Origin of the sequence: Pseudomonas paralactis, from assembly GCF_001439735.1 — a bacterium.
In the GTDB taxonomy this organism is placed as follows: Bacteria; Pseudomonadota; Gammaproteobacteria; order Pseudomonadales; family Pseudomonadaceae; genus Aquipseudomonas; species Aquipseudomonas paralactis.
The window spans coordinates 414,419-431,026 of sequence record NZ_JYLN01000005.1 but is presented as its reverse complement, the minus strand read 5'-3'; the positions used below and the strand labels follow the sequence as shown (position 1 = coordinate 431,026).

Below are 16,608 nucleotides of genomic sequence, written 5' to 3'. Positions count from 1 at the left end.
TGCGCCGCGCTGCAGTTTCAAACGCTCAGAACCTACAGGGCGAGCAAGCTAATGAAAAAAATAGGCCAACGATTGCATGAGGAACGCCAACGCCTGGGGTATTCCCAGCAGTACCTGGCGCAGGCCGGTGGCGTGAGCACGCGGGAGCAACGTGAGTATGAACAGGGCGAGGACCAGCCCCGCGCCGACTACCTGGCGGCACTGGCTGCCCACGGTGTGGATGTGGTGTATGTGATTACCGGCAGGCGCAGCACGGTGGTCAATATCAGCCGGGACCAGGCACAGACCTTGATGGATAACCGCGTACTGGGCCAGAAGGTTTCGCTGGATCAAGCACAGGAAGAAGACCTCCTGTTCAAATTCACCGATCCCTCCGGCCCGCCGCCGGATCAATCCTGACTGTCGGTATTGCCGACATCGGCCGCTTCATCCAGATCGTTCAGCGGCACCTGTGCATCATCCATCAGCGAACCCGGGTCTTCATTGCCGGGATCGTTGAGTTCTTCGTCGAGTTCTTTTGACATGACCGTCTCCATTAGCCGCCCGGGGTATCAATATCGGCATCGGTTTCAGGCTTGTGCTCGCGCTCAGGCTTGAAGTCTGGACTGTAGTCGTTTTCCCTGGCCTTTGGGTCGCTGGCAGGCTTGGGGTCCTTGGGCGCATCGGCGGCGGTGCCCGGTGCGGGCTCGCCGCCGTCGATGGCGGGGTCGTTGCGCTGGCTGGTTTGGGGATCGTTATCTGGGTTCATGCCGCACCTCTTCACAGGCCGATGGAAAATCTGTAATGCGTAAAACTAATGCGTCGCAAGGGCGAGTGAAGTTCCGTTGGATTGCTCAGCGCAGTGGGTTGTCCACCTGGATATAAAACGCATAGATGCCCAGCACCAGCCAGAACACCATGAACAACCACGGTGCACGCATGGAAAACAGCAACGACTTGCGATAGCCCTTGTGGCTGGACTCCATTTCGGAAAACAGCGGCGATTCATCGTAGGCCATGCCCATCACCGGCTCGCTGCGCAGTAACTCGCTTTGCTTGTAGTGCCAGTGATCAATGATCTGGTAGGCCGCGCGTATGCCCGGCCAGGCGTTGAGCGAGCTGAGGATACCCAGCGCGGCGAGGATCACCGGCACCACCAGGGTGAACAGCTTGCCCCATTCGGGGTTGAGGTTGCCCATGCCGGACACGAAGGCGATCACCAGGAACGATTGCGCAGTGAGGTAGGCGTCGGTGCGGTTGGCCAGGATGCTGGTTTCGTACTGGATCTCGCGCCGGTAGAAGTCGAGGCGGTCCTTGGGCGAACCGAAAATCTTGGCGTTGTGTTCGCTGTGATCATTCAGAGCCGCTTCCGGAGTGTGGGGGGAGATGATTCTGGACACGACGGTGCTCCACAAGGTGACGAAACTTCTTAGAAGAATCGGGGTTCGGTGAAGTTCAAGTGGGTTGCCGCACCAGTTTGGGGCGACCGCCGCCCTCTGTCGGAGCGAGCTTGCTCGCGAAAAACGTCAACGAGGACGCGGGTTTCCTGAATAAACGCGGTGCTGGTGGGTTTTTCGCGAGCAAGCTCGCTCCGACAGGAAGTTTACCGGTGATTAACCGCATTCCGGCACAGGCATTGCTTTATCCATTCACCACCCGGAAAACAGGAGCATGCGTTACCCCCCGACCCAGAGCCGACTCCATAAGAAAGTAAGGACCAGGCCTGTTGGCACCTTCAGCCACGGGCTCATAAAAACATGCGTTTTTTTAAGCGGCAGTGCCACCCAAAGCCACACTGGGCACTGACAAGGTACTGGAATGGCTCGAACTTTCTTCGATGAAATGAATGACGCAAACGGCGTATGCCGTGCGCACTATCAGGATTTTTCCCGCTGGCTGGCCAATACGCCGCCGGAACTGCTGGCCCAGCGTCGTCGTGAAGCCGACTTGCTGTTCCATCGCGCCGGGATCACGTTCACCCTGTATGGCGACGAGCAAGACACCGAACGCCTGATTCCCTTCGACATCATCCCCCGCAGCATCCCTGCCAGTGAGTGGAGCCTGATCGAGCGCGGCTGCATCCAGCGGGTCAACGCACTGAACATGTTCCTCGCCGACATCTACCACGATCAGCGCATCATCAAGGCCGGGATCATTCCGGCAGAACAGGTGCTCGGCAACGAGGGCTATCAGAAGGCGATGGTCGGCCTGGACCTGCACCGCGATATTTACTCGCACATCTCCGGTGTCGACCTGGTGCGCGACGGCGACGGCACCTATTACGTGCTGGAAGACAACCTGCGCACCCCCAGTGGCGTGAGCTACATGCTTGAAGACCGCAAGATGATGATGCGCCTGTTTCCGGAAGTGTTCGCCAGGCAGCGCATTGCGCCAGTGGACCACTACCCCAACCTGCTGCTTAAAACCTTGAAAAGCGCCAGCCGCCTCGACAACCCCAATGTGGTGGTATTGACCCCTGGGCGCTTCAACAGCGCTTTTTTCGAACATGCGTTCCTGGCCCGGGAAATGGGCGTCGAACTGGTCGAAGGCGCCGATCTGTTTGTGCACGACCTCAAGGTATTCATGCGCACCACCGATGGCCCCAAGGCCGTGGACGTGATCTACCGGCGCATCGACGACGCCTTCCTTGACCCCGAGGCGTTCAACCCCGAGTCAATGCTCGGCGTACCCGGCCTGGTGGCGGCCTACTGCGCGGGTAATGTGGTGCTCGCAAACGCCATCGGCACCGGGGTGGCTGACGACAAGTCAATCTATCCTTACGTGCCGGCGATGATTCGCTTCTACCTGGACGAAGAACCGGTGCTGCAGAACGTGCCGACCTTCCAGTGCCGCAAACCCGCTGAACTGTCCCATGTATTGGCCAACCTGGAGCAACTGGTGGTCAAGGAAACCCAGGGTTCCGGCGGCTACGGCATGTTGGTCGGCCCCGCCTCCAGCGCCGCCGAAATCGAAGACTTTCGCCAACGCATCAAGGCGCGCCCCCACGCGTATATCGCCCAACCGACCCTGAGCCTGTCCACCTGCCCGACCTTTGTCGAAAACGGCATTGCGCCCCGGCATATCGACCTGCGCCCCTTCGTGCTCTCGGGCAAGGAAACCCGTCTGGTGCCGGGCGGCTTGACCCGCGTGGCGCTCAAGGAAGGCTCACTGGTCGTTAACTCGTCGCAAGGCGGCGGAACCAAGGACACCTGGGTGGTGGAGGGCTGAATATGTTGAGTAGAACCGCTGCCGATCTGTACTGGATGTCACGCTACCTGGAGCGCGCCGAGAACCTGGCGCGCATGTTGGAAGTCAGTTATTCACTGTCATTGATGCCTCAAGCCGGGCGCAGCGATGGCCTGGATGAACTGGCGATGTCGTTGCTCAGCAGCGGCACCCTGGACAGCTACCTGGAGCGTCACCAGACCCTGGATGCCGAGCGCATGTTGCACTTCTTCGCCCTCGACGAAGAAAACCCGGCCAGCATCTACAACTGCCTGCGCGCCGCTCGTGGCAATGCCCATGCCGTGCGCGGGCGCATCACCGCCGACATGTGGGAAAACCTCAACGCCACCTGGCTGGAAATGCGCAGTATCGCCGCCGGCGGCCTGGCGCGGCATGGCATCAGCCACTTCTGCGACTGGGTCAAACAACGCTCGCACCTGTTTCGCGGCGCGACCTCGGGCACCATCATGCGCAATGACGCCTACCGGTTTATTCGCCTGGGCACCTTTGTTGAACGCGCCGACAACACCTTGCGCCTGCTGGATGCACGCTATGAGATGTTTGGTGAAGAATCCGAAGAAGTCAGCGACTTGTCGGCTCGCGGGTATTACCAGTGGAGCGCCCTGTTGCGTGCGCTGTCCTCGTTCGAAGCGTATACCGAGTTATACCCCAACGCCCTGAACGCACGCTCGGTCTCGGAGCTACTGCTGTTACGCAGCGACGTTCCGCGCTCGCTGCACGCGTGCATCGAGGAATTGAGCCATATTCTCGCCGACTTACCCGGCAGTTACGGGCGCACGGCGCAGCGCCTGGCAGCCGAGTTCGAGGCGCGACTGCGATACACCGGGATCGATGAGATTCTGGAAGCCGGGCTGCACGCCCGGTTGACGGACTTTATCGACACCGTGCGCGAGTTGGCCCGGGCGATACACAGCTCTTACCTGGAAGTGGTCTAGCACAAAACTGTAGGAGCGAGCTTGCTTGCGAAAAACTCACCGGCGCCGCGTTTAATCAGAAAGCCCGCGGTATCGTTGACGTTTTTCGCGAGCAAGCTCGCTCCTACAGGGCATCAATCGCCCACCAACGCGGCAACAACTGCCGCACCCGCGCCTCGCCAAAGCGGTCATCGATCAACATCACCACGCCACGGTCCTGCTGGCTGCGGATCACCCTCCCCGCCGCTTGCACCACCTTTTGAATGCCGGGATACAGGTAGGTGTAGTCATAGCCGGCGCCGAAGATCGCGCCCATGCGGGCCTTCATTTGTTCATTCACAGGGTTCAGTTGCGCCAAGCCCAAGGTGGCAATAAAAGCCCCAATCAAACGCGCCCCCGGCAGGTCGATCCCTTCGCCAAATGCGCCGCCCAATACCGCAAAGCCGATGCCTTGGCTGTGCTGGGTAAACTGGTCCAGAAAAGCCTGGCGCTCGGCCTCAGCCATGCCGCGTGACTGCAACCACAGTGCTATCTGCGGGTGCCGCTCGGCCAGTAACTGCGCCACTTGTTGCAGGTAATCGAAACTGGAGAAAAACGCCAGGTAATTGCCCGGCTGCTCGGCGAATTGCCGGGCGATCAACTCCACAATAGGTTCCAGCGACGCCTGGCGGTGCACAAACCGTGTGGAGATGCGCTCAACGATACTGACCTGTAATTGCTCGGCCTTGAACGGCGACTCCACATCGACCCAGGCGGTATCCGCCGGCAACCCAAGCAAGTCGGCGTAATAATGGCGTGGGCTCAGGGTCGCGGAAAACAGCACGCTGCTGCGGGCTGCCGTCAATCGGGGCCGGATGAATTCGGCCGGCACCACATTACGCAGGCACAGGGTCGAGCTGCTGCGCTTGCCACTGAGCGGGCGTTTGCTGATATCGAAAATGAAGTGCTCGTTAAACAGCTCCGCCACCCTGGAAAATTGCAGCGCCTCAAAGTAGAAGGCTTGCAGGTCGCCAGTGAGGGACTCGGGGTGATCGTTGAAGTAGTCGCCCATGGCGCTGGTGCACAGGCTCAGGGCCTGTAACAGCTTGTCGGGCCGGGTGGCATACGCCTGATACGGCGTAACTTGTTCCTTGTGCAACGCGTTCCACTCGCGGTTCAGGCGCTGCAAGGTTTTTTTCAGCGGCTCGGGTGCGGTGTCGCGCAAGGTCTTGAGGCTATATTGGTCGAGGCTGGCGCTGTACATCGAACGGGCGCGCTCCACCAGGTTATGGGCCTCGTCCACCAGCGTCGCAACGCGCCATTGGTTCAACTGCGCCAGGCCGAATAACAGGGCGCCGAAGTCAAAAAAATAGTTGTAGTCGGCGACCACCAGGTCGGCCCAGCGTGCCATTTCCTGGCTCAGGTAATACGGGCAGACGTCATGGGCCAGCGCCACGCTGCGCAGGCTGCGTTGATCGAGCAGGCGAACCCTGGACGCGGCCTGACGGGCGGCGGGCAAACGGTCGTAAAACCCCTTGGCCAGCGGGCAGGAATCGCCATGGCAGGCTTTATCCAGGTGTTCACACGCCTTGTCCCTCGCCACCAGCTCAAGCACACGCAGCGCCAGATCAGGACTGCTGTCGTACAACACCTGGGCGGCGTCCAGGGCGAGTTTGCGCCCCGGGGTTTTGGCGGTGAGAAAGAACAGCTTGTCCAGTTGTTGCGGCGCCAGGGCCTTGAGCATTGGGAAGATCGTGCCGACGGTCTTACCGATGCCGGTGGGCGCCTGGGCCATCAGACAACGGCCCGTGCTGACCGCCTTGTACACCGACTCGGCCAACGTACGCTGCCCGGCACGAAAATCGGCATGGGGAAATGCCAGGGTCTGCGCGGCCTTGTTGCGCTGATCGCGGTGCTGCATTTCCAGTTGGGCCCAATCGAGGAACAGCGCGCATTGCTGATTGAAGAAGCATTCGAGCTGCGCCGCGTCGAAACGTTGGCTCAACAGCGTCTCGCCCTCGCCGACAATATCGAAATACACCAGCGCCAGGTCGATCTCCTCAAGGCCGAGCTTCTGGCACATCAACCAGCCATACACCTTGACCTGAGCCCAGTGCAGTTGCCGATGGTTGGCGGGCTGGGCAGCGAGGTCGCCGCGGTAGGTTTTGACTTCCTCAAGGCGATTGGCGTCGGGATCGTAGCCGTCCGCCCTGCCCCGCACGTTGAGCTGCCGGTATTGCCCCTCAAGCGCGACTTCATTCTGGTAGTGCGCACTGCGCCGGGACGCGACCGTACGGTGGCCGACGATGCCTTCCTGGGCGCTGGGCGACGGGGTAAAGCGCAGGTCGAGGTCGCCGACCTTGGCCGTGAACTCACACAACGCCCGCACGGCCACGCTGTAACTCAAGCGGGTTGCTCCGCCCAGCGCACGTAGCAGACGGTGACCGGCATCTGGTACTCGCCGCAAAATTGCAGCCAGCGCAGTTGGTTGTCTTGCAGGCGATCGCCCGGGCCCTTGACCTCAATCATGCGGTAGGTCTTTTGTGCAGGCCAGAACTGGATCAGGTCCGGCATCCCGGTGCGATTGGCGCGGATATCCAGCAGCAGGCGTGTAAACCAGTGACGCAAGTGCTCGGCGGGCAGGCAAGCCAGGGCTTGCTCCAACAATTCTTCGCTGAGCAGGTTCCAGAACACGAACGGCGATTGGATGCCCCATTTTTCCACGTAGCGCTGGCGGATGGTGGCCTTGTAGCGCTCATCCTCCAATTGCTCGAAACAGGCGGCAAACAACGCCTCGCGGCGTTGATGGAAGTCTTCGCTGTGCAGGTCTGCCGGCCCACGCTGGAACGGATGGAAGAACGCACCCGGCAGCGGCGCGAAAATCGCCTCCCAGCACAACAGGCCGAACAGCGAATTGATCAACCCATTCTCGACGTAATGCACCGGTGCCTCGGGCTCGCTCAGGTGCGCCTGCACGCAGTATTCCACCGACATCAGCGGCGCCTGGGCAAGTTCCAGGTCAAGGCGTGCAACAGCTTGCGGCTTGGCCTTGGGCAACGCCGGTGCGCCGAGTTTGCGGCGCAAGCGCGGCATTACACGCAGCAAGTGCTGCTGTTCAGCAGCGCTTTGCGGCGCCTGTTGGGCCGCGGTGGCCAGGGCCAGCGCTCGGGCGTAATCTTCCTGGCGCTCAAGGACGCGGATCAACCGCGCACGCGCACCGGGATAGGCGCAGGCCAGGTAGATCTGCTCAGCCAGCACAAGCTCGGCGCAGCGTTCGCAATACTGACCGATCTGGAACAACAGCTTGGCGCGGCGTTTTTCCAGCCAGGGGTTGTCGGTGCGCAGGCCCGCGATCTGCACCAGCAGCGTGTCCAATGCTTCTCCCGCTTCAAACGCTTGCTGGCACTGGTGCAAGTACAGGAACCCGCATACGTCGTCACGCGTGCGTAGCCCACGGGACTCGGCGCAAATCTCGACTTTTTCATAGGTGTAGATACCCAGGTCTGCCAGCACAAACTCGGACCAGTCCTGGTGCAGGTTGCCGAAGAACATCAAGCGCAGGCGATCACACAACTCCATGACCGTAAGGCTATAAAGCACATCGTCTACGCCCGGGCACCACTGGGCAAAACTGCGCGGCTCGCTGAACTGCGCCGCCAATGGTTCGAGCCAGGCGGCCTTGTTGCCCTTGGGCTGATCGATCCAGGGGCTGAACGCGCCGAGGATTTCGCCCTTTTGCAGCAAGGCGAACAGGGTGGCAAACGGCAGCGGGCTTTGGTCATCCACCCATCCCAGTTCCCGCAATGGCCTGGCTGCTGCGTGGGGGCAGCCGATTTCCACATAATTGAGCTTGGCACCGCGAAAATGCACGCCCTTGCGCATCACCATGCGCACCAATAACGCCTGGGAGGCCTGGGGCAACCTGTCAAATTGCTGAATGAAATGCTGTTCGTGCGCATCGAGCAGATCGGCATAGCGTTGCCCCAGCCAGGCCAGGACCTGGCGGAAGTTATGCAGGTAATACAAGGGGTCTTCGAGGGGGTTGGCCATGGCGCAAAGGGATCAAATACTGGTTATGCATACAGAGTGCCGTTGCAAAGCCGTTGTTGCAATCGGTAATAGATAAATGGCGCCTGCAACTTTTTGCAAAAAAACGATCAGATGAGGGGGTTGATCGCGTAACATTTATAGCCCCCAGCCACACGCTGCGGGACTTTTCAGGGTTAAAGGTAAGGGTTATGAACATGAAGAATTTGGGTCTTCCGCTGGTTGCACTCACTTTTCTGGTATTGGCCGGTTGCTCCACGCAAACGGTAGTGACATTGCAAAATGGCACGCAATATTTGACCAAGGACACGCCCAACGCCAAGACGGCTGATGGTTTCTATGAGTTCACCGACATCGCCGGCAAGCGCATTCGCATCAAGGCTGATGATGTGGCCACGGTGCGCAAGGAAAACTAATCTTTGGCTCACCATTGAGCAATGGTGGGAGAGTGCAAGCTCTCTCCCACCATTGTGATTTAGCTGATCACTATCCCCTCCCCCGACAAACTGCTCACACCCACCAGCGTCACCGAATCAGCGCCAAAGCTGATCACCGTATCCCCACCCACCACCTTGGCATGATCGCGATAATCGGTACTGCCCTGCACATCGTTGAATACCAGTTTGTCTGTCGCCTGATAGCCAATCACTCGATCATTACCAAACTGCCCGCTGAACAAAAACGTGTTATGCCCGCTGCTGTCGCGAATCGTGTCATTGCCTTTGCCGCCTTCGATAAAGTCCGCGCCCCTGCCGCCCTTGATCAGGTCGTTGCCGTCGCTGCCGATGATGAAGGTGTTGCCCTTGTGCGCCTCGGCATTGCGGTTCAGGTCCTGCACCCAGGTGTTGGCTCGTGCCGGGTCGGAGAGGTTGGCGACAATCACCGTGGAGTCACGGGTCATCTGCTCGTAGAAGCCCGAGTCGAGGATGCGCGTCATGCCATCGCCATAACCGGTGGGCAAGTGCGAGACCCAGGTCGGCAGGTTGAGGATGGAGAATGGCAGCACGTTCCACAGGGCTGAGGCGTAGTGGTCGTTGAAGCTGACAATATTGTCGGTGCTCGACTCGTGGGGCTTGTCGTGCACGCCCAGGGACGACAGGTTGAATGACGAGCCATCCAGAGCACGGAACACCGGGTCGTTTTCATAGCCGACGTTGAGCACCTTATCGCCGGCGCTTTGGGTAGGCGATGCGTAGGCCACGTAATTGGAGTCCTTATAAAACCCCGACCAGGTGCTGTCGCTCAAGTCGGCCATGCTGTTGACCGCCAGGCCACCCAGACTGTGACCACTGACCACGACGTCATTGCCGCTCAGGCCCTGGGCGCCGGCGTAGTCTGCGACGTTTTTGAGCAAGCCGCCAAAGGCTTCCCCTGCGTAGTTCTTGGCATAATCCTTGGGCCCGAAGGCGGCGAGCAGGTCGCTGATGACATCGCCAATGGAGTCGGTGATCAGGCTTTCCCGAGGCCCCGAAGTCCCGCGAAAACTGATGCCGATTTCCAGCAGTTTGCCTGCGTCATCGTATTTGCCCAGCACCTCGGCCTGCGCCGTGCCGTAGCCGAATTTTTCGCCAAAGAAGGTGCCGCGCGCATCGACCTTGCCGCTGTAGCCCAGGGTACTGGCGCTGATAGGCGTCCAGCCGGCTGCTTGCACTGCCTCAAGGGCGGCCTTTTCCGAATCGGGGTTCCAGGGGATGCCGGGGATGACCCCTTGGGCATTGCTGCCGCCAATCAGCGCGCTGACCAGGGTGGCGGGCAAGCCCAGGCCGAGACCGTTGTTCTGGTAGCCCACGGCAAAGCCGTTATCCAGGTTGTGGTAGGAATACATCGTGATCGCCATCGCATCGGCGAACAGCGTCTTGGAGCCCTCAGTACCGAGGTTTTTATAGTCAAAGATACCCATTGGTAGTGCCTCTCTGTTGTTGGATTTGTAGAGAAAGCCAAAACACCTGTTATCCGTTACCTACTGTAGGAGCGAGCTTGCTCGCGAAGATCGTCAACGATGACGCGTTCTGCTTGAAGGAACGCGGCGCACTTGAGTTTTTCGCGAGCAAGCTCGCTCCTACAGTGGTTTTAAAGCTTTAGAACGCCCAGTCCAGGCTCAAACCGACGCCATGCACCTTCTCTTTGCTGGCCAGCAGGCCGTTGTAATCGAAGTTCACCCGCGCATCCTTGCTTAACGCCAGGCTGACCCGAGCCCCAACCAGTGCGGCATCGCGCACCATCGGCGCACTTTCCACCGTGAACGACGGGCCTCCCGAGGCAAACGCCAAGTGCTGTTCCGAATCGGTGCTGCTCAGGTTGTGCTGCCAGCCCAGGGTGCCGGAGACCTCCAGTTGCTGGTGATCGTTGACGTTGAAGGTTTTCAAGGCGCGCACACCCAGGGTGCTCAACACCAGGTCACGGCTGTCGTCGCCACTTTTCAGCGCAGCGGCATCGCCCTTCTCTTTGAAGCTGTCAGTGCCCAGGTGTACGTAGGCCAGGTTGGCGAACGGCTCCAGAGCCAGCGCCTGCAGGTTGATGCGATACGCCGCTTCGGTGAACACCTGGGTGCTGTGCGCATCGACCTTGGCCTTTTGCTTGCCGGCGACGTCGCCGTATTGCAGGTCGCGCTTCACATCGGCGCGGTGCCAGCTGTAGGTCGCGCCGCCGCTCAAACGCCAGGCGCCGATTTCATGCCCGGCATAGGCGCCAAAGTGGTAGCTGTCGACCGAGGCGCGGCTATGGGTGTCGCTGCCCATGTTCAGCGAGGTATCGCTGTAGCCGGCCACCAAGCCGATGCGCGTTGCGTCGTCGAGAGCACCGTCCACCCCGGCAAGCATCCCGCCGATGGAGGTGTTATAGGCTGCGGTGTCACTGCGGCTGTCGGTCTTGCCCCAGGCGCCCAGGGCCTTGACCCATACGTTGCCACGGCTGTCGATGGCCTGGCTGGTTGCGCCCATCTCGCCATTGCGCAGGCGCTCGCCCACCGCTTCGCGCACGTAACGGCTGTCATTGACCAGCGCAGTTTGCAGCGCCGGATAGACTTCACCGCTCAGTTGCTGGAACGCACCCTGGGCCGAAGCGGCCGTCGGGGCCAACAGCAAGCTTTCATACACACCATTGCCCGCGCCCAATTGCTCGGCAGCTGCGGCCACCGCGCGTTGGTTCGGTGTGGCCGCCACACTGGCGAAGCTGTTGGTGCGCGTCACGTCCAACTGCACACCGCCTGCCGCGTAGTTCAAGGTGCCGCCGACAAACAGATAGTCAGGCAGTACTGCATCAAAACTGCCGGTGACACCGCCTGCCGCTTGCAGGATGTTGTATTGGCGGCCGATCAGGCTTTGGGCCTGGGTTGCACTCAACAGTGTCGGGCTGTTTTCCAGGGCCAGGGTCACGGTGCCGCCATTGAGCGTAGCGGTACCCCCGGCGACGATACGGTCGCTGCTGGTCGGCGACAATTCTACGGCGTAGGTCGAGCCCGGGTTAAAGGTGACATCGCCCGCCACGTTCAGGGTGCCGATGGAATTGCCCGGCGCCACCGCGCCGCCGCTATTGGCCGTCAGCGAGCCGATACGCCCCGAGCCACCGATGACGCCGGTCTGGCTGACGATGACATCGGAGGTGACCGAACCGTTGACTGCCAGCAAGCCCTGATTGACCAGGGTCGGTCCGCTGTAGGTGTTGGCGCCGGCCAGCACCAGGGTGCCGATGCCCTGCTTGGTCAGGCCGCCATGGCCGGAGATGTTATTGCTCCACACGTCCAGCCCGCAGTGCACGTCGTTGCAAATGCGCTGGGTCGGTTTGCCCGCATCCACCACCGCGCCAACGCCGGGCAGGTCTGCGACGAACTGGCCGCTGCCATAGGCGCCTTCAATGCGGAACTCGGCAGGAATGTCCTCGGCGGTGATAAACATGCCCGGACCGTTGACCGCCTTGCCCAGGTTGATCATGCCCCAGCCATACAGCGAGTCGATACCAGGCGCGCCGAGGTCCGTGGCCGTGGTCTTGAGCACCGTGGAGATCTGGTCGCCGCTCATGTACTCGAAGCGCTCCATCAGCACCGCTGCTGCGCCAGCCACATGGGGGGCGGCCATGGAGGTGCCGTTTTTGTTGGCCCAGTCGGTGGTCAGGTTGTTCAGGTCGGTACCGTTGATGATCGAGCTGTAGATCTTGGTACCGGGCGCCGACACGCAAAAACTCGCCGCATAGCCGCAACGTGAAGAGAAGGTGCTGATCACATACGGATTGGCGGCATCCGGGTTCTGCTGCAAGGCTGCCACCGACAGCCAGTTCGGCGCGATCTCTGGCACAAAATACGCAAGGCCGGAAATCGCGTCCGGGTTGTTGCGGTTGTAGTCGTTACCGGCGGCAAAAATGGTCAGTACACCGCTGCGAGCCGCATCGATAGCGCCTTGATAAGCGCCCCCTGCGATGGTGCCGAGGATCGGCCGAATGGTGTTGAACTGCGCCTGAGCTTCATTGACGGTGAAATTGGGGAACGCCGGATCGCGTCCGCCCTTGGCGTACTGGTCACCGATGCCGATACCCCAACTGTTGTTGATGATGCGTGCGCCACTGGCGACCAGCCCGTCCCAACCGGCCTTGTACACGGCGCCATCGTTGCCGAGGATGATCCCGTCTTCCGGGCCTGGGTCACCGTTTTCGGCAGTGAGGATCTGCGCATTGAACGCCACGCCATGCATCGGCCCGCCATCGCGGTTACCCGCAGCAATGCCGCCAACGTGGGTACCATGGTTACCCAGCTTGCCATTGGAGTCCTTGGATGGCGTGCCGTCGTAGCGGAACGCATCGCCGGCTTTCACTGGAATATACGGGTCGGTGTATTGACGGATGCCTTCAGTAACAATCGTCACCACCTTGTTGGGACTGGCGAACTCCGGGTGCTGGGCATACACCGGCTGGTCGAATATCCCCAGCTTGACGCCCTTGCCGGTATAACCCGCGGCATAGGCGGTATCGGCTTGCACAGCGCCCAGGCCCCAGTCGGCCTTGAACTCATTGCTGCGCCAACTGGCGGCGTCGCCCAGTTTGCCGGTTTCCACATAGGGTGCAGCCTGGGCGGTCCCCAGGCTTGCCAGGCAACACAGCAACGCGCCGTATGGCACGCAGCTCAGCGCCTTGAGCGGGTAGCCCGGGCCTGTGTGGATGGCGGTAGTTAACCCTGACTTGCGTTTTTTCACGGTGACCTTCCTTAGTTTTCTTATTGCTGGTAGGTGAATCGCTTTCCCTGTGGGATGACTGTAGGAGCGAGCTTGCTCGCGAAAAACCCATAGGCGACGCGTTTATTCAGGAAACACGCGTAATCGTTGACGTTTTTCGCGAGCAAGCTCGCTCCTACAGGCTTAGGACTTGCCTCTCCCACATTTTTGTTCAGAACTGCCAGTTCAAGCTCAAACCCACACCCTGGGTTTTTGCGCGGCCACCCAGCTGGCCGTTGTAATCCAGGTTGACCCGCGTCGAGGCATTCAGCGCCAGGCTGGCTTGCAGCCCCACCAAAGCGGCGTCACGCAGCAACGGCGCACTGCGCACGGCAAATGAAGGCCCGCCTGCGACAAACGCCAAGTGTTCTTCGGACTCCACGGCGGTGAGGCTGTGTTGCCAGCCCAACGAACCGGACAACTCCAACTGCTGGTGATCATTGAGGGCCAGGGTTTTCATCCCTCGTACGCCCAGGGTACTGAGCACCGCATCGCGCCGGTCGCTGCCGCGCTCCAGGGCGGCGGCGTCGCCTTTTTCGTGGAATGACTCACTGTCCAGGTGCACGTAGGCGAGGTTGGCGAACGGCTCCAGTGCCAGAGGTTGCAGGTGAATGCGGTACGCGGCTTCGGTGAACAGCTGCGCGGTCGTCGCATCCAGCTTGGTTTTTTGCTTGGCGCCAACGTCACCCAGTTGCAGGTCACGCTTCACATCGCCGCGATGCCAGCTGTAGGCCCCGCCGACACTCAAGCGCCAGTCGCCCAGCTCACGCCCGGCATACGCGCCGAAGTGGTAGCTGTCGATGGACGCCGATGAGTGCGTCCCGCTGCCCATATTCACAGAGCTGTCGCTGTAACCGGCGACCACACCCACACGGGTCTGCTCATCCAGCGCGCCATCGACACCCGCCAGCAGGCCGCCGATGGAGGTGGTAGAACCGGCCGTTTCGCTGCGGCTGTCGCTCTTGCCCCAGGCGCCGAGTGCCTTGAACCACAGGTTGCTTTCGCCGCTCACCGGTACGTGGCGCAGGCGCTCGCCCACGGCGTTGCGCAGTTGCAAGGTGTCGTTGATCAGCATCGCGCCGACGGCGGGGTAAATTTCACCGGACAGTTGCTGCAAACCCTGCTGAGCCGTGGCGACCGACTGCGACTGCAACAGGCTTTCGTACACCGGGTTGCCGGCGCCCAATTGCTCGGCAGCGGCCGCTACGTTGCGCTGGTTGCGGGTGGCGGCGACGCTGGCGAAGCTCGCATCGTTGCGTCCCACGTTCAGTTGCACAGCGTTGGCGGCGTAGTCGAGGGTGCCGCCGAGGAACAGGTAGTTGGGCAGCACTTGCCCGAACTGGCCCTGGATACCGCCCGATGCCTCGAGAATCGAGTATTGGCGACCGATCAGGCTTTGCACCTGGCTTTGACTGAGTAAGGTTGGGCTGTTTTCCAGCGCCAGGGTGACGGTGCCGCCGCCCAACACGGCCTTGCCGCCCGCGACAATGCGGTCGCTGCTGGTGGGCGTCAGCTCCACGGCATAGGTCGAACCGGCGCCGAGGTTCACATCTCCCGCTACCTGCAAGGTGCCCACGGAATTGCCTGGCGCCACGCGACCGCCGTTGTTGACCGACAACGCGGCGATACGCCCTGAACCGCCAAGGGTGCCGCTGTCATTCACCGTCACCGCCGAGGTCAGCGAGCCGTTCACTGCCAACAGGCCGCCATTGACGAGGGTGGCGCCCCGATAGGTGCTGTCACCGCTGAGTACCAGGCTGCCGGCGCCCGACTTGATCAGGCTGCCTTCGTACACACGGTTGGCGGCGGCCTGGTCGCGGGCGCTGCCGATGGCGTAATCGGTCTGGTCCTGCTGGCTGGCATTGGCGCCAACGCCGTTTTGCCAGCCTTTGTCGATCAGGGTTTGTTGCCAGGCGCTGTGTTCGGCACGGTCTTCGGCCTGGCGTGCAAGCAACGCCTGGTCGGAGATGCCGTTGCTCCACACATCGCCCTGCCCGGCTGCCAGGTTCACATCCATGGCCCCGAGCAATTGCCCCGGCCCGTGCATCGCCCGGCCCAGGTCCGGCACACCCCAGCCGACGATCGCGTTGGGCGCCTGGGTGATTGAGCCGTCGAGTTGCGTGGCGGTGGTCAACAGCACCTGCAACGCTTGCTCGTTGGTCATGTAGGGATAGCGTTCCATCACCAACGCCAACGCGCCGGTCGCATGGGGCGCCGACATCGAGGTGCCGGATTTGACGCCATAGCCGCCGTCGGGAATGGTGCTGTTGATCAGCGCGCCCGGGGTAGAAATACACCAGTACTTGGCGATGCCGCATTTGTTGTATTTCTGGTTATTGGCTTTATCCAGCCCGGACACGGCGAGCCAGTGGCCTTCCAGTTCCGGCTGGAAATACGGCAAGGCCGAACGCACGCTGGCATTGGCATAGCCGCTGTTGCCGGCGCTGAACACATTGATCACGCCGGCCTTGGCCACATCCGCCGCAGCGTCCAGCCAGGTGCCCCGGTTGTAATGCTGGGCGTACGCCGCGTGCATGTTGTCCAGGGTCTGGTAGCTGACGTCCTTGGGCTGGCTGCCCCAGCTATTGTTGATGGCGCGCACACCGGAATCCACCATCGCGGTGTACACCGCCTTGAAGTACTTGGGGTCTGGCGTAGGGCCGAACAGGAAGCTGTCGTTGGCGTTGGTGTTGCCCACATAGACTTGCGCGTTGTACGCCACGCCGTGCATACCCACGCCGTCGCGGGCGGCGCCCATGGTGCCGGTGACGTGGGTGCCGTGGGAGTCGTTGTTGGGGTTGAGCGCGCCGGTGGTGCTGAAGGCGCTGCCATCGACATAGGTGCCAGTGGCGGTGACCGGGTGGAAACGGTCTTTGGAAGCTTCCGGGTGATTGGGGTCGAACCCCGAGTCCAGCGCACCGATTTTCACGCCTTGGCCGCTGATCCCGGCGGCGTAGGCTTCATCGGCCTTCATGCGGCCCAGGCCCCAGTCGCTCTGGTACTCGGCGGAGCGCCAACTGGCGGGGTTACCCGGTTGGCCGGTCTCGGCGTATTGCGCCTGTGCCGCAACGGACAGCAAGAGCAAGGAACCTGCGGTGAAGGGTTTGAAACGTGTTGAATCGGTGATCATCTACACACTCCTGTTTATTGTTATTCCCCCTGTAGGAGCGAGCTTGCTCGCGAAGAACTCACTGGCACCGCGTATAGCCAGGATGTCCACGTCATCGTTGACGTTTTTCGCGAGC

12 protein-coding genes are annotated in these 16,608 nt (G+C 61.1%); 4 read left to right on the top strand and 8 right to left on the bottom strand.

From position 1 onward, the window contains the following. Nucleotides 1-51 precede the first annotated feature (51 nt). Nucleotides 52-399 carry a helix-turn-helix domain-containing protein gene (locus TX23_RS15940; RefSeq protein ID WP_057703013.1) on the top strand — a complete coding sequence of 116 codons (348 nt, stop codon included), beginning with the start codon at nucleotides 52-54 and terminating at the stop codon, nucleotides 397-399. On the opposite strand, the gene TX23_RS28675 is transcribed toward TX23_RS15940, so the two are convergent. The 3 genes from TX23_RS28675 to TX23_RS15930 form a co-directional block, all read right to left on the bottom strand. Continuing rightward, nucleotides 390-524, bottom strand: coding sequence for a hypothetical protein (locus tag TX23_RS28675; protein ID WP_005788437.1), 135 nt, complete (start codon nucleotides 522-524; stop codon nucleotides 390-392). The two genes, TX23_RS15940 and TX23_RS28675, sit on opposite strands and share 10 nt — an antisense overlap. Before the next feature lie 11 nt (nucleotides 525-535). Then, nucleotides 536-748 (bottom strand): hypothetical protein, encoded by a 213-nt coding sequence (locus tag TX23_RS15935; protein WP_057703012.1) that lies wholly within the window; start codon nucleotides 746-748, stop codon nucleotides 536-538. An 85-nt stretch (nucleotides 749-833) separates the two neighbouring features. Then, nucleotides 834-1,379, bottom strand: coding sequence for a hypothetical protein (locus tag TX23_RS15930; protein ID WP_057703011.1), 546 nt, complete (start codon nucleotides 1,377-1,379; stop codon nucleotides 834-836). Between the two features lie 418 nt (nucleotides 1,380-1,797). Here TX23_RS15930 and TX23_RS15925 point away from each other — a divergent pair, with 418 nt between their 5' ends. Together TX23_RS15925 and TX23_RS15920 are read left to right on the top strand one after the other, a co-directional pair. Then, entirely contained in the window at nucleotides 1,798-3,207 is a 1,410-nt protein-coding gene (locus tag TX23_RS15925; RefSeq protein ID WP_057703010.1) for a circularly permuted type 2 ATP-grasp protein, read from the top strand. A gap of 2 nt (nucleotides 3,208-3,209) precedes the next feature. Further along, a complete protein-coding gene (locus TX23_RS15920; RefSeq protein ID WP_057703009.1) occupies nucleotides 3,210-4,160 on the top strand; it encodes an alpha-E domain-containing protein in 951 nt (316 codons plus the stop codon). 103 nt (nucleotides 4,161-4,263) lie between these two features. On the opposite strand, the gene TX23_RS15915 is transcribed toward TX23_RS15920, so the two are convergent. Together TX23_RS15915 and TX23_RS15910 are read right to left on the bottom strand one after the other, a co-directional pair. Continuing rightward, complete coding sequence (locus TX23_RS15915; RefSeq protein WP_057703008.1) at nucleotides 4,264-6,525, bottom strand: ATP-dependent DNA helicase; 2,262 nt, start codon at nucleotides 6,523-6,525, stop codon at nucleotides 4,264-4,266. After that, a complete protein-coding gene (locus tag TX23_RS15910) occupies nucleotides 6,522-8,168 on the bottom strand; it encodes a VRR-NUC domain-containing protein (protein WP_057703007.1) in 1,647 nt (548 codons plus the stop codon). Before TX23_RS15910 ends, TX23_RS15915 begins: the two co-directional genes overlap by 4 nt. A 188-nt stretch (nucleotides 8,169-8,356) precedes the next feature. Here TX23_RS15910 and TX23_RS15905 point away from each other — a divergent pair, with 188 nt between their 5' ends. After that, entirely contained in the window at nucleotides 8,357-8,581 is a 225-nt protein-coding gene (locus TX23_RS15905; protein WP_005788446.1) for a YgdI/YgdR family lipoprotein, read from the top strand. 59 nt (nucleotides 8,582-8,640) lie between these two features. Here TX23_RS15905 and TX23_RS15900 read toward each other — a convergent pair whose 3' ends face one another. From TX23_RS15900 to eprS, 3 genes are all read right to left on the bottom strand, one after another. Further along, nucleotides 8,641-10,065: a polyurethane esterase gene (locus TX23_RS15900; protein ID WP_057703006.1), complete on the bottom strand. Its 1,425-nt coding sequence runs from the start codon at nucleotides 10,063-10,065 to the stop codon at nucleotides 8,641-8,643. 178 nt (nucleotides 10,066-10,243) lie between these two features. Then, the gene (locus TX23_RS15895) at nucleotides 10,244-13,345 is read right to left on the bottom strand and encodes an autotransporter serine protease (RefSeq protein WP_057703005.1); all 3,102 of its coding nucleotides are present in this window, start codon (nucleotides 13,343-13,345) and stop codon (nucleotides 10,244-10,246) included. 190 nt (nucleotides 13,346-13,535) lie between these two features. Then, a complete protein-coding gene (gene eprS / locus TX23_RS15890) occupies nucleotides 13,536-16,493 on the bottom strand; it encodes an autotransporter serine peptidase EprS (RefSeq protein ID WP_057703004.1) in 2,958 nt (985 codons plus the stop codon). Nucleotides 16,494-16,608 lie beyond the last annotated feature (115 nt).